This is a genomic window from Phytobacter sp. SCO41 (assembly GCF_003073275.1).
In the GTDB taxonomy this organism is placed as follows: Bacteria; Pseudomonadota; Gammaproteobacteria; order Enterobacterales; family Enterobacteriaceae; genus Phytobacter; species Phytobacter diazotrophicus.
Genome location: NZ_CP027225.1, coordinates 4,707,700 through 4,721,082, shown reverse-complemented (window position 1 = coordinate 4,721,082; position 13,383 = coordinate 4,707,700). Strand labels below are relative to the sequence as shown.

Here is a 13,383-nt window from a genome sequence, read left to right as displayed (position 1 = left end):
TTATGCGCCGGATATTATCTGTTTTACTGGAAAATGAATCGGGCGCGTTATCGCGCGTGATCGGCCTTTTTGCCCAGCGCGGCTATAACATTGAAAGTCTGACTGTGGCACCGACAGATGATCCGACGCTTTCGCGGATGACGATCCAGACAGTCGGGGATGCCAAAGTGCTGGAGCAAATTGAAAAGCAACTGCACAAGCTGGTGGATGTGTTACGTGTGAATGAGCTTGGGCAGGGCGCTTACGTTGAGCGCGAGATCATGCTGGTGAAAATCCAGGCCAGCGGATATGGCCGCGAAGAGGTCAAACGCAACGCGGAAATCTTCCGTGGGCAGATCATTGATGTTACGCCTTCTATTTATACGGTTCAGCTCGCCGGCACCAGTGATAAGCTTGATGCTTTTCTGGCGACCATTCGCGATGTGGCGAAAATTGTTGAGGTGGCGAGGTCTGGCGTAGTTGGTTTATCTCGCGGCGACAAAATCATGCGTTAGTGTTACGCATACGTCATTTTCCTGGCCTGGCGCTATCCGCTGGGCTTTTTTTTTGCGAAATCCGCCGGAAGCAAACACAAAAGCGGTTGCCGCAGTGTCTATTCTGCGCTTAGATGTTATGGAATTTAACCTATATCCCTAAAAAGGTTATGGAGTATCTTTTATTTTTTGAGGGGCAATTGTGAAACTGGATGAAATCGCCCGGCTAGCCGGCGTCTCACGTACCACGGCAAGCTATGTCATTAATGGAAAGGCAAAGCAATATCGTGTCAGCGATAAAACCGTCGAGAAAGTTATGGCGGTCGTACGTGAGCATAATTACCACCCGAATGCGGTGGCGGCTGGGTTGCGAGCGGGACGTACTCGCTCCATTGGGCTGGTTATTCCGGATTTGGAGAACACCAGTTATACGCGGATTGCGAATTATCTGGAACGTCAGGCGCGTCAGCGCGGTTATCAACTACTTATCGCCTGCTCGGAAGATCAGCCAGATAACGAAATGCGCTGTATTGAACATCTGCTTCAGCGCCAGGTCGACGCCATAATCGTTTCAACATCGTTGCCGCCGGAGCATCCTTTCTATCAGCGTTGGGCCAATGACGCGTTTCCAATAGTCGCACTTGACCGCGCGCTGGATCGTGAACACTTCACCAGCGTTGTCGGCGCCGATCAGGACGACTCGGAAATGCTGGCGGCAGAATTACGTAAATTCCCGGCGGAAAAAGTACTGTATCTGGGCGCGTTACCTGAGCTTTCTGTCAGCTTTTTACGTGAACAGGGCTTCCGTACGGCCTGGAAGGACGATCCGCGCGAAGTGGATTATCTCTATGCCAATAGCTATGAGCGTGAAGCCGCTGCACAGTTATTTGAAAAATGGCTGGAAACGCACAGCATGCCGCAGGCGCTGTTTACTACCTCTTTTGCACTGCTACAAGGTGTGCTGGACGTTACGCTACGCCGCGATGGTAAGCTACCGTCTGACCTTGCTATTGCTACTTTTGGTGATCATGAACTGCTGGACTTCCTGCAATGCCCGGTTCTGGCGGTGGCACAGCGTCATCGTGATGTTGCTGAGCGCGTGCTGGAGATTGTACTGGCAAGTCTGGACGAGCCGCGTAAACCTAAAGCGGGTTTGAGCCGTATTCGTCGCAACCTCTACCGTCGTGGTGTATTAAGCCGCGTTTAGTAATCCAATAAAGGCAGTCATTGCTGCCTTTTTGTTGCGAATGAAAGGCGATAATTAATTTTATAGCCAATTCAGATAAATCCTTATTTTTAAGGCCGTTAATTTAATTAATTTGCCTTATTTCACCTGTGACACATTTTAAAGTAATTAAGACGTAACTGAACGTGTCCCCTGTATTACTTTGTTACATTTCCCGCTGTAATCGTTGAAATAACAACCGCTTTTTGATTATGGGCTTTAACCCTACGGTTTTTCTTATCGCTTCCGCGGCGCGCAAGCGCTATCTGGCACTGTTATCTGCCTGCAATATGTCTTAAAATGCCGCCCGCGTCGCAAACTGACACTTTATATTTGGCACGCATGAAATAACTGGTTTTTAACGCCCCAATGCATATTCAGTTTTTTTCTTACAAATATTCATGACGTTAATTTGCCTCATTAGTTGAGCGGTATTTCACCAAAGTGGAATGTAACCGCGAATAAGGGATCTTTTATTCTGGTTAGCCTTTGCACTGGCTTGACAAGCTTTTCCTCCGCTCCGTAAACTCCTTCGGTGGGGATTTGTGGGATAAAGTGGTGAAATAGGTCACTCAGGGGTGGGGCTGGTATGTTCCGTGGAGCTACATTAGTCAATCTCGACAGCAAAGGCCGGTTAGCCGTGCCGACCCGTTATCGGGATTTGCTGCTGGAGAAAGCTTCCGGTCAAATGGTTTGTACCATTGACATCCGTCACACCTGCCTGCTGCTTTACCCCTTACCCGAATGGGAAATTATTGAGCAAAAATTGTCGCGTCTGTCGAGCATGGATCCGCAAGAGCGCCGGGTACAACGCCTCTTGTTGGGGCATGCCAGCGAATGTCAGATGGATAACGCAGGGCGCTTATTAATCGCGCCCGTTTTGCGGCAACACGCCGGGCTGACGAAAGAAGTGATGCTGGTCGGACAGTTCAATAAGTTTGAACTGTGGGACGAAACGACCTGGTATCAACAGGTCAAGGAAGATATCGACGCTGAGCAAACGGGTACTGAGATACTTTCAGACCGGTTGCAGGATTTGTCTCTGTAATGATGATGGAAAATTTTAAACACACAACGGTGCTACTGGATGAGGCCGTTAATGGCCTGAACATTCGTCCGGATGGCATTTACATTGATGGCACTTTTGGCCGCGGTGGTCACTCACGCCTGATCCTCTCCCAACTGGGAGCGGAAGGACGTTTGCTGGCTATTGACCGTGATCCAGAAGCGATTGCCGTCGCAAAAACCATTGATGATCCCCGCTTTTCCATCGTACATGGTCCTTTTTCCGCGCTGGCTGAGTATGTCAGCGAGCGTGGCCTCACCGGTAAGATCGACGGAATTCTGCTCGATCTTGGTGTCTCTTCTCCGCAACTCGATGACGCTGAACGCGGTTTTTCCTTTATGCGTGACGGTCCGCTTGACATGCGTATGGACCCCACCCGCGGTCAATCTGCTGCGGAGTGGTTACGAACGGCCGATGAGGCCGATATCGCATGGGTGATAAAAACCTTTGGTGAAGAGCGCTTTGGTAAACGCATCGCGCGCGCCATCGTTGAACGTAACCGTGAAGAACCGATGACCCGCACCAAAGAGCTGGCTGCTGTGGTGGCGGCAGCGACACCGGTGAAAGATAAATTCAAACATCCTGCGACCCGTACCTTCCAGGCGGTGCGCATCTGGGTAAACAGTGAACTGGAGGAGATAGAGCTGGCGCTAAAAAGCTCGATCGACGTATTGGCCCCGGGAGGGCGGCTCTCGATCATCAGTTTCCACTCGCTGGAAGACCGCATTGTAAAACGTTTTATGCGTGAACAAAGCCGCGGTCCGCAGGTTCCGGCAGGGTTACCGATGACGGAAGAGCAACTCAGGAAACTGGGTGGACGTCAGTTACGAGCACTAGGCAAGTTGATGCCGGGCGAAGAAGAAGTGGCTGAAAATCCACGTGCCCGTAGTTCAGTTCTGCGTATTGCAGAGAGGACGAACGCATGATCGGCAGAGTGTCAGAGACCCTTAGCAAAGTTAAAGTGTCGTTAGGAAGCAACGAGCGCCATGCCTTGCCTGGCGTGATCGGCGACGACCTTTTGCGATTTGGGAAACTGCCACTCTGCCTGTTCATTTGCATCATCATGACGGCGGTGACGGTTGTCACCACTTCGCATCATACCCGTCTGTTGACGGCCCAGCGTGAACAACTCGTGCTGGAGCGCGATGCGCTGGATATCGAATGGCGCAACTTGATCCTTGAAGAGAATGCGCTCGGCGATCATAGCCGGGTTGAGCGGATCGCGACCGAGAAGCTGCAAATGCAGCATGTCGATCCGTCCCAGGAAAACATTGTTGTACAGAAATAAGGAACCACGCGACGCATGAAAGCCGCAGCGGTTAAAACGCCAAAACCGAAACGCCAGGAAGAACAGGCCAGCTTTGTGAGCTGGCGTTTTGCCTTGCTTTGCGGCTGCATTTTGCTGGCGCTGGGCTTTTTGCTGGGCCGCGTCGCGTATTTACAAATTGTAAACCCCGATATGCTGGTGCGTGAAGGGGATATGCGCTCGCTGCGCGTTCAGGAAGTCGCGACCTCGCGCGGCATGATTACCGATCGTTCCGGACGTCCGCTGGCAGTGAGTGTGCCGGTCAAAGCTATTTGGGCCGACCCGAAAGAGGTGCAGGATGCCGGTGGCGTAACGCTCGATAATCGCTGGAAAGCCCTGTCCGACGCCTTGACCATCCCGCTCGATCAGCTTTCCTCGCGCATTAATGCGAACCCGAAAGGGCGCTTTATCTACCTGGCGCGTCAGGTCAACCCCGACCTTGGCGAGTACATTAAAAAGCTTAAGCTGCCGGGCATTCACCTTCGCGAAGAGTCGCGCCGTTATTACCCTTCGGGCGAAGTAACTGCTCACCTTATCGGCTTTACTAACGTCGACAGTGAAGGCATCGAAGGGGTCGAGAAAAGCTTTGATAAGTGGCTGACCGGTCAACCGGGTGAACGTATTGTACGTAAAGACCGTTATGGCCGCGTGATTGAGGATATCTCCTCCACTGACAGCCAGGCGGCGCATAACCTTGCGCTGAGCATTGACGAACGTCTTCAGGCACTGGTCTACCGCGAACTGAATAATGCGGTGGCATTTAACAAAGCGGAATCGGGCAGTGCTGTGTTGGTGGATGTGAGCACCGGCGAAGTACTGGCGATGGCGAATAGTCCCTCTTACAACCCGAACAATTTTACCGGTACCGCGAAAGACGCCATGCGTAACCGCGCGATTACCGACGTCTTCGAACCGGGTTCGACGGTTAAACCCATGGTAGTGATGACCGCGCTCCAGCGTGGCGTCGTGACACCTAACACCGTGTTGAACACTATTCCTTATCGAATTAACGGCCACGAAATCAAAGACGTGGCGCGCTACAGCGAATTGACCCTGACCGGGGTACTACAGAAGTCGAGTAACGTTGGTGTTTCTAAACTGGCGTTAGCGATGCCGTCCTCAGCGTTAGTAGATACTTACTCACGTTTTGGACTGGGAAAGGCGACCAATTTGGGGTTGGTCGGAGAACGCAGTGGCTTATTTCCTCAAAAACAACGGTGGTCTGACATAGAGAGGGCCACCTTCTCTTTCGGCTACGGGCTAATGGTAACGCCGTTACAGTTAGCGCGAGTCTATGCAACCATCGGCAGCTACGGTGTGTACCGTCCACTGTCGATAACCAAAGTTGATCCACCTGTTCCGGGCGAACGCATCTTCAATGAGTCTATCGTACGCAATGTCGTACATATGATGGAGAGCGTGGCCCTGCCGGGCGGCGGCGGTGTGAAAGCGGCGATTAAAGGCTACCGCATCGCAATTAAGACCGGTACGGCGAAGAAGGTGGGGCCGGATGGCCGCTACATCAACAAATACATTGCTTATACCGCGGGTGTTGCGCCCGCCAGTAATCCACGCTTTGCGCTGGTGGTCGTTATTAACGATCCACAAGCAGGTAAATACTACGGTGGCGCCGTTTCTGCGCCGGTGTTTGGTGCCATCATGGGCGGTGTTTTACGCACCATGAACATCGAGCCGGATGCACTGACAACGGGCGATAAGAATGAATTCGTAATTAATCAAGGCGAGGGGACAGGTGGCAGATCGTAATTTGCGCGACCTTCTTGCTCCGTGGGTGCCAGGTGCGCCGGAGCGAGCACTGCGAGAAATGACACTCGACAGCCGGGTAGCGGCGTCGGGTGATCTTTTTGTGGCAGTAGTGGGTCATCAGGCGGACGGGCGTCGATATATCCCGCAGGCGATTGCGCAAGGTGTGGCTGCCATTATTGCCGAGGCGAAAGATGAGGCTACTGACGGCGAAATTCGCGAGATGCACGGCGTTCCGGTTATCTATCTGAGCCAGTTAAATGAGCGTCTTTCTGCGCTGGCGGGGCGTTTTTATAACGAGCCTTCTGAGCAACTGCGTCTGATTGGTGTGACCGGCACTAACGGTAAAACCACGACTACGCAATTGCTGGCGCAATGGAGCCAATTGCTTGGCGAAACCAGCGCGGTAATGGGCACGGTGGGGAATGGTCTGTTGGGCAAAGTTATCCCATCGGAAAATACCACCGGTTCCGCCGTTGACGTACAGCATGTGATTGCAAGCCTTGCTCAGCAAGGCGCAACTTTCGCCGCGATGGAAGTCTCCTCTCATGGGCTGGTTCAACACCGCGTGGCGGCGTTGAAATTCGCCGCGTCTGTCTTCACGAACCTGAGCCGCGATCATCTGGACTATCACGGTGACATGGCCAATTACGAAGCGGCTAAATGGCTGCTGTTTTCTGCTCACCATTTCGGCCAGGCCATCGTCAATGCGGATGATGAAGTCGGACGCCGTTGGTTAGCAAAACTGCCTGATGCAGTCGCCGTGTCGATGGAAGACCATATCAACCCGAATTGCCATGGCCGCTGGCTGAAAGCAACCGAGGTGGTGTACCACGACAGCGGTGCGACTATCCGCTTTGCCTCCTCCTGGGGCGAGGGCGAGATTGAAAGCCGTCTGATGGGCGCCTTTAACGTCAGCAACCTGCTGCTGGCGCTCTCGACACTGCTGGCGCTGGGCTATCCGCTGGCCGATTTAATCAATACTGGCGCACGTCTGCAGCCGGTATGCGGGCGTATGGAAGTGTTCAGCGCGCCGGGCAAACCGACCGTGGTGGTGGATTATGCCCACACGCCGGATGCGCTGGAAAAAGCGCTGCAGGCAGCACGACTGCACTGCACCGGAAATCTGTGGTGCGTATTTGGCTGCGGTGGCGATCGCGATAAAGGCAAACGTCCGTTGATGGGCGCAATTGCTGAACAGTTCGCCGATATTCCGGTCGTGACGGATGACAATCCGCGTACCGAAGAGCCGCGCGCCATCATCGACGATATTCTGGCGGGCATGCTCGATCCGGGTCGTGCACATGTGATGGAAGGCCGCGCAGAAGCGGTTACAAACACCATCATGCAAGCGAAAGAAAATGACGTTGTCCTGCTCGCAGGTAAAGGACACGAAGATTATCAGATTGTCGGTAGCCACCGTCTCGATTATTCAGACCGTGTAACCGCGGCGCGTCTGTTGGGAGTCCTCGCATGATTAGCGTAACGCTTAGCCAGCTCAGCGGCATTTTGCATGGCGAACTGCATGGTGCAGACGCAACCATTGAGGCGGTCACTACGGACACCCGCAAGCTGACCTCTGGTTGCCTGTTTGTGGCGCTGAAAGGCGAACGTTTCGATGCCCACGATTTCGCTGATAAAGCAAAAGAGGGCGGTGCTGGCGCGCTGTTAGTCAGTCGCAAACTGGATATCGACCTGCCGCAACTGGTGGTGAAGGATACCCGTCTCGCCTTTGGCGAACTGGCAGCCTGGGTTCGCCAGCAGGTTCCTGCTCGCGTTGTGGCGCTGACCGGCTCGTCTGGCAAAACCTCGGTGAAAGAGATGACGGCCGCCATCCTCAGCGAATGTGGCAATACGCTCTATACCGCCGGGAACCTGAACAATGACATCGGTGTGCCGATGACCCTGCTGCGCCTGACAAATGAACATCAGTATGCAGTGATTGAACTTGGCGCTAATCACCAGGGTGAAATCGCCTGGACTGTGTCGCTGACCCGCCCGGAAGCGGCGCTGGTTAACAATCTTGCGGCAGCGCATCTTGAAGGGTTTGGCTCTCTGGCCGGGGTGGCAAAAGCTAAAGGCGAGATTTATACCGGCCTGCCTGCCAACGGCATCGCCATTATGAATGGCGATAACAATGACTGGCTGAACTGGCAAAACATCATTGGCGATCGCAAAGTCTGGCGTTTCTCGCCAAATGCCGCCAACAGCGATTTTACCGCGACCAATATTCATGTGACCTCCCACGGTACTGAATTTACGCTGCAAACCCCAACGGGCGGTATTGATGTCACGTTGCCATTACCTGGGCGCCACAATATCGCGAATGCGCTGGCCGCAACCGCGCTGGCGATGGCGGTAGGGGCACCGCATGACGCTGTGAAAAAAGGTCTGGCAAATCTGAAAGCTGTTCCGGGGCGTCTTTTCCCGGTGCAACTTGGAGAAAACCAATTACTGCTGGACGACAGCTACAACGCGAACGTGGGGTCGATGACGGCGGCAGCGCATGTGCTAGCTGAAATGCCAGGCTATCGGGTCATGGTGGTCGGCGACATGGCGGAATTGGGTGATGAAAGCGAGGCGTGTCACATTCAGGTGGGTGAAACGGCAAAAGCTGTTGGTATCGACCGTGTGTTAAGCGTCGGCAAGCTCAGTAAAGCCATCAGTGATGCCAGTGGCGTTGGCGAGCATTTTGATGATAAGGCGGCAATGATTGCGCGTTTAGAGGCGCTGATTGCCGAGAAGCAAATTATTACCATTTTGGTGAAAGGTTCACGTAGTGCCGCCATGGAAGAGGTCGCACGCGCATTACAGGAGAAAAGGGCATGTTAGTTTGGCTGGCCGAACATTTGGTCAAATATTATTCTGGCTTTAACGTCTTCTCCTATTTGACGTTTCGCGCCATCGTCAGCCTGCTGACTGCGCTCTTCATCTCTTTATGGATGGGGCCGCGCATGATTGCCCGTCTGCAAAAACTCTCTTTTGGCCAGGTCGTGCGTAACGATGGTCCGGAGTCGCATTTCAGTAAACGCGGTACGCCGACCATGGGCGGCCTCATGATTCTGACAGCGATCGTGGTTTCTGTGCTGCTGTGGGCTTACCCGTCCAATCCATACGTCTGGTGCGTTCTGGTTGTCCTGGTTGGCTACGGCATTATTGGTTTTGTCGATGACTACCGCAAAGTGGTGCGCAAAGACACGAAAGGCCTGATTGCGCGCTGGAAATATTTCTGGATGTCGGTGATTGCCCTGGGCGTCGCCTTTGCATTGTACCTTGCGGGCAACGATACGCCCGCTACGCAACTGGTAGTGCCGTTCTTTAAAGATGTTATGCCGCAATTGGGCATTTTCTACATCCTGCTGGCTTATTTCGTGATTGTGGGAACAGGTAACGCGGTCAACCTGACTGATGGCCTGGATGGTCTGGCGATTATGCCCACCGTGTTTGTGGCGGCGGGTTTTGCGTTAGTGGCCTGGGCGACAGGTAACATGAACTTTGCCAGTTATCTGCACATTCCGTATCTGCGTCATGCGGGCGAGCTGGTTATCGTCTGTACGGCAATTGTCGGCGCGGGGCTGGGATTTCTGTGGTTTAACACCTATCCGGCTCAGGTCTTTATGGGGGATGTGGGCTCGCTGGCGTTAGGCGGCGCACTGGGCATTATCGCCGTGCTGCTGCGTCAGGAATTCCTGTTGGTCATTATGGGCGGCGTCTTCGTCGTCGAAACCCTGTCTGTCATTTTGCAGGTTGGGTCGTTCAAATTGCGTGGTCAGCGTATTTTCCGTATGGCGCCGATTCACCATCACTATGAACTGAAAGGCTGGCCGGAGCCGCGCGTTATTGTGCGCTTCTGGATTATTTCGCTGATGCTGGTCCTGATTGGCCTGGCAACGCTCAAGGTACGTTAATCATGGCAGATTACCAGGGTAAAAAAGTCGTCATTATTGGTCTTGGTCTGACGGGACTCTCGTGCGTGGAATTTTTCCGCGCGCGCGGCGTAACGCCGAAAGTGATGGATACCCGCGTTTCGCCTCCGGGGTTGGATAAGCTCCCGGAAGAGGTGGAGCGCTATCTTGGTGGTCTGAATGATGACTGGCTGCTGGCGGCCGATCTGATCGTCGCGAGCCCTGGGATCGCTCTGGCGCATCCGTCGCTGAGCGCAGCGGCAGATGCGGGCGTAGAGATCGTTGGTGATATTGAGCTTTTTTGCCGTGAAGCGCAGGCGCCGATCGTGGCGATCACCGGGTCGAATGGCAAAAGCACAGTCACCACGCTGGTTGGCGAAATGGCGAAATCCGCCGGCAAGAACGTCGGCGTTGGCGGCAATATTGGCCTGCCCGCGCTGATGCTGCTGGAATCTGCCTGCGATCTTTACGTGTTGGAACTTTCGAGCTTCCAGCTTGAAACCACATCCAGCCTGCATGCGGCGGCGGCGACCATCCTCAACGTTACCGAAGATCATATGGACAGGTATCCGTTTGGTCTCCAGCAGTACCGTGCGGCGAAACTGCGTGTTTATGAAAATGCGAAGGTTTGCGTGGTGAATGCAGATGACGCGCTGACCATGCCAGTGCGTGGTGCGGATGAGCGCTGCGTCAGCTTTGGCGTGGATGTCGGTGATTACCATCTCAATCGCCAGCAGGGGGAAACCTGGCTGCGCGTGAAAGGTGAGAAGGTGCTGAACGTTAAAGAAATGAAGCTTAGCGGCCAGCACAATTATACGAACGCGCTGGCGGCGCTGGCCCTGGCCGATGCCGTGGGGTTACCGCGCGCCAGCAGCCTGAAAGCGTTGACCACGTTTACTGGTCTGGCGCACCGCTTCCAGTTGGCGCTGGAGCACAACGGCGTGCGCTGGATTAACGATTCCAAAGCGACCAATGTCGGCAGTACTGAGGCGGCACTGAACGGCCTGCATGTAGATGGCACTCTGCACCTGCTGCTCGGTGGCGACGGTAAATCGGCAGATTTCTCTCCGCTGAAACGTTATCTCGAAGGCAGTAATGTTCGCTTGTATTGCTTTGGCCGTGACGGCGCAGAACTGGCTACGTTGCGTCCGGAAATTACCGATCAAACACAGGATATGGAACAGGCGATGCGCCTGATTGCGACGCGTGTGCAACCGGGCGATATGGTGTTGTTATCACCCGCCTGCGCCAGCCTTGATCAATTTAAGAATTTTGAACAGCGTGGCGATGTCTTTACCCGCCTGGCGCAGGAGTTAGGTTGATGCGTTTAAGTCTCCCCCGCCCGAGAATGCCGCACCTGCCAGGATTTGGGATCCTGAGCTGGTTATTTGGGGCATTAAAAGGTTGGGTGATGGGCTCACGCCAGAAGGACAACGACAGCCTGGTCATGTACGACCGCACGCTGTTCTGGCTGACGCTGGGCCTGGCGGCGATCGGATTCATCATGGTGACTTCGGCATCCATGCCGGTAGGGCAGCGACTGACGGCGGACCCGTTTTTCTTTGCCAAACGCCATGCGCTGTATCTGTTTCTGGCGTTTTGTCTGGGGCTGGTAACGCTGCGATTGCCGATGGAGTTCTGGCAGCGCTGGAGCTCGGTAATGCTGGTGGCCGCCATTGTCATGCTGCTGGTAGTTCTGGTGGTGGGTAGCTCAATCAACGGGGCATCGCGCTGGATTGACCTTGGGGTGATGCGTTTCCAGCCTGCGGAATTTACCAAGCTGTCGCTGTTTTGTTATCTGGCGAACTACCTGGTGCGTAAGGTTGATGAGGTGCGCAATAACTTGCGCGGCTTCCTTAAACCGATGGGCGTCATTATGGTGCTCGCCGTGCTGCTGCTGGCACAGCCTGACCTCGGGACCGTGGTTGTGCTCTTTATTACCACGCTGGCGATGTTATTCCTGGCGGGGGCAAAACTGTGGCAGTTCATCGCCATTATCGGCTCTGGTATTGCAGCGGTGATTCTGCTGATTTTGGCTGAGCCATACCGTATTCGTCGTGTGACATCGTTCTGGAACCCCTGGGATGATCCGTTTGGTAGCGGCTACCAGCTAACGCAGTCGCTGATGGCATTTGGTCGCGGTGAGCTGTGGGGCCAGGGGCTTGGGAACTCGGTACAAAAGCTGGAATATCTGCCCGAAGCACATACCGACTTCATCTTCGCCATTATCGGCGAAGAACTGGGTTATATCGGTGTGGTACTGGCACTTTTAATGGTATTCTTCGTCGCTTTCCGCGCCATGTCCATCGGACGCAAGGCGCTGGAAATCGATCAGCGGTTTTCGGGTTTTCTGGCCTGCTCGATCGGCATTTGGTTCAGCTTCCAGGCATTAGTAAACGTTGGCGCAGCCGCAGGTATGCTGCCGACTAAAGGGCTGACTCTGCCGCTCATCAGTTATGGCGGCTCCAGTTTATTGATTATGTCGACGGCCATCATGCTGTTGTTACGTATTGATTATGAAACGCGTCTGGAAAAAGCCCAGGCGTTTACACGAGGTTCACGATGAGCGGTCAACCGAAGCGGTTAATGGTGATGGCAGGCGGTACCGGCGGGCATGTGTTCCCCGGGCTTGCGGTTGCGCACCATTTAATGGATCAGGGCTGGCAAGTGCGCTGGCTCGGAACCGCCGATCGCATGGAAGCCGACCTGGTACCGAAACACGGTATCGAGATTGACTTCATCCGTATCTCCGGCCTTCGCGGCAAAGGGGTGAAAGCCCTGCTGCTTGCGCCGTTGAGAATTTTTAACGCCTGGCGTCAGGCGCGCGCCATTATGCAGCGCTTCAAGCCGGACGTAGTGCTGGGCATGGGCGGTTATGTCTCTGGCCCTGGCGGGTTAGCCGCATGGTCGCTAGGTATTCCCGTCGTGCTGCATGAGCAAAACGGTATCGCAGGGCTGACTAACAAATGGCTGGCGAAGATCGCCACCAAAGTTATGCAGGCCTTCCCGGGCGCATTCCCGAAAGCCGAGGTAGTAGGTAACCCGGTACGCGTGGATGTACTGGCGCTGCCATTGCCGCAAGAACGATTGCCGGGCCGTGAAGGGCCGGTGCGGGTTCTGGTGGTGGGTGGTTCGCAGGGGGCGCGCGTACTGAATCAGACGATACCGCAGGTCGCGGCAAAACTGGGCAGCGCGGTGACTATCTGGCATCAGAGTGGAAAGGGGGCTCAGCAAACCGTTGAGCAGGCCTACGCCGATGCTGGTCAGCCTCAGCATAAAGTGACCGAGTTTATTGATGATATGGCGCAGGCCTATGCCTGGGCGGACGTTGTGGTATGCCGCTCTGGCGCACTGACGGTCAGTGAGATTGCTGCCGCAGGCCTGCCTGCGTTATTTGTTCCATTCCAGCATAAGGATAGACAGCAGTACTGGAATGCGCTGCCGCTGGAAAAAGCGGGTGCGGCGAAGATTCTGGAGCAGCCGCAATTTACGGTCGATGCCGTGGCAGAGACACTTGCAGGCTGGAACCGGGAAGCATTACTGGAAATGGCCGAGCGCGCACGCGCCGCCGCCATTCCCGATGCCACTGAACGAGTGGCAAAAGAAGTGAGTCTTGCAGCACAGGCTTAATACTGGCGACGCCT

Annotated in this window: 12 protein-coding genes; all 12 read left to right on the top strand. The window is 54.5% G+C overall.

Features of this window, described 5'->3' with window-relative positions; all coding sequences use genetic code 11:
- The first annotated feature begins 2 nt into the window (after positions 1-2).
- Positions 3-494 carry an acetolactate synthase small subunit gene (gene ilvN, locus C5523_RS22965; protein ID WP_039078357.1) on the top strand — a complete coding sequence of 164 codons (492 nt, stop codon included), beginning with the start codon at positions 3-5 and terminating at the stop codon, positions 492-494.
- Positions 495-675: 181 nt separating this feature from the next.
- Positions 676-1,680 (top strand): catabolite repressor/activator, encoded by a 1,005-nt coding sequence (cra, locus tag C5523_RS22960; protein ID WP_039078358.1) that lies wholly within the window; start codon positions 676-678, stop codon positions 1,678-1,680.
- 607 nt (positions 1,681-2,287) lie between these two features.
- Complete coding sequence (gene mraZ / locus C5523_RS22950; protein ID WP_039078359.1) at positions 2,288-2,746, top strand: division/cell wall cluster transcriptional repressor MraZ; 459 nt, start codon at positions 2,288-2,290, stop codon at positions 2,744-2,746.
- A gap of 2 nt (positions 2,747-2,748) precedes the next feature.
- A complete protein-coding gene (rsmH, locus tag C5523_RS22945; RefSeq protein WP_039078470.1) occupies positions 2,749-3,690 on the top strand; it encodes a 16S rRNA (cytosine(1402)-N(4))-methyltransferase RsmH in 942 nt (313 codons plus the stop codon).
- Positions 3,687-4,052 carry a cell division protein FtsL gene (gene ftsL / locus C5523_RS22940; protein WP_039078360.1) on the top strand — a complete coding sequence of 122 codons (366 nt, stop codon included), beginning with the start codon at positions 3,687-3,689 and terminating at the stop codon, positions 4,050-4,052. The genes rsmH and ftsL overlap by 4 nt, the downstream gene beginning before the upstream one ends.
- A 15-nt stretch (positions 4,053-4,067) precedes the next feature.
- Positions 4,068-5,837: a peptidoglycan glycosyltransferase FtsI gene (locus C5523_RS22935; protein ID WP_039078361.1), complete on the top strand. Its 1,770-nt coding sequence runs from the start codon at positions 4,068-4,070 to the stop codon at positions 5,835-5,837.
- A complete protein-coding gene (gene murE / locus C5523_RS22930; RefSeq protein WP_079497256.1) occupies positions 5,824-7,311 on the top strand; it encodes a UDP-N-acetylmuramoyl-L-alanyl-D-glutamate--2,6-diaminopimelate ligase in 1,488 nt (495 codons plus the stop codon). Before C5523_RS22935 ends, murE begins: the two co-directional genes overlap by 14 nt.
- Positions 7,308-8,666 carry a UDP-N-acetylmuramoyl-tripeptide--D-alanyl-D-alanine ligase gene (murF, locus tag C5523_RS22925; RefSeq protein ID WP_108702039.1) on the top strand — a complete coding sequence of 453 codons (1,359 nt, stop codon included), beginning with the start codon at positions 7,308-7,310 and terminating at the stop codon, positions 8,664-8,666. Before murE ends, murF begins: the two co-directional genes overlap by 4 nt.
- Positions 8,660-9,742 (top strand): phospho-N-acetylmuramoyl-pentapeptide-transferase, encoded by a 1,083-nt coding sequence (mraY, locus tag C5523_RS22920; RefSeq protein WP_108702038.1) that lies wholly within the window; start codon positions 8,660-8,662, stop codon positions 9,740-9,742. The genes murF and mraY overlap by 7 nt, the downstream gene beginning before the upstream one ends.
- Before the next feature lie 2 nt (positions 9,743-9,744).
- Positions 9,745-11,061 carry a UDP-N-acetylmuramoyl-L-alanine--D-glutamate ligase gene (gene murD / locus C5523_RS22915; RefSeq protein ID WP_071193646.1) on the top strand — a complete coding sequence of 439 codons (1,317 nt, stop codon included), beginning with the start codon at positions 9,745-9,747 and terminating at the stop codon, positions 11,059-11,061.
- Positions 11,061-12,305: a cell division protein FtsW gene (gene ftsW / locus C5523_RS22910; RefSeq protein ID WP_047371825.1), complete on the top strand. Its 1,245-nt coding sequence runs from the start codon at positions 11,061-11,063 to the stop codon at positions 12,303-12,305. Before murD ends, ftsW begins: the two co-directional genes overlap by 1 nt.
- Complete coding sequence (gene murG / locus C5523_RS22905; protein ID WP_108702037.1) at positions 12,302-13,369, top strand: undecaprenyldiphospho-muramoylpentapeptide beta-N-acetylglucosaminyltransferase; 1,068 nt, start codon at positions 12,302-12,304, stop codon at positions 13,367-13,369. Before ftsW ends, murG begins: the two co-directional genes overlap by 4 nt.
- Positions 13,370-13,383 lie beyond the last annotated feature (14 nt).

What these genes read in the sequence shown, in the direction of transcription:
- ilvN (WP_039078357.1), top strand. Translation starts at nt 3, where the DNA reads ATGCGCCGGATATTATCTGTTTTACTGGAAAATGAATCGGGCGCGTTA.
- mraZ (WP_039078359.1), top strand. Translation starts at nt 2,288, where the DNA reads ATGTTCCGTGGAGCTACATTAGTCAATCTCGACAGCAAAGGCCGGTTA.
- rsmH (WP_039078470.1), top strand. Translation starts at nt 2,749, where the DNA reads ATGATGGAAAATTTTAAACACACAACGGTGCTACTGGATGAGGCCGTT.
- ftsL (WP_039078360.1), top strand. Translation starts at nt 3,687, where the DNA reads ATGATCGGCAGAGTGTCAGAGACCCTTAGCAAAGTTAAAGTGTCGTTA.
- C5523_RS22935 (WP_039078361.1), top strand. Translation starts at nt 4,068, where the DNA reads ATGAAAGCCGCAGCGGTTAAAACGCCAAAACCGAAACGCCAGGAAGAA.
- murF (WP_108702039.1), top strand. Translation starts at nt 7,308, where the DNA reads ATGATTAGCGTAACGCTTAGCCAGCTCAGCGGCATTTTGCATGGCGAA.
- mraY (WP_108702038.1), top strand. Translation starts at nt 8,660, where the DNA reads ATGTTAGTTTGGCTGGCCGAACATTTGGTCAAATATTATTCTGGCTTT.
- murD (WP_071193646.1), top strand. Translation starts at nt 9,745, where the DNA reads ATGGCAGATTACCAGGGTAAAAAAGTCGTCATTATTGGTCTTGGTCTG.
- ftsW (WP_047371825.1), top strand. Translation starts at nt 11,061, where the DNA reads ATGCGTTTAAGTCTCCCCCGCCCGAGAATGCCGCACCTGCCAGGATTT.
- murG (WP_108702037.1), top strand. Translation starts at nt 12,302, where the DNA reads ATGAGCGGTCAACCGAAGCGGTTAATGGTGATGGCAGGCGGTACCGGC.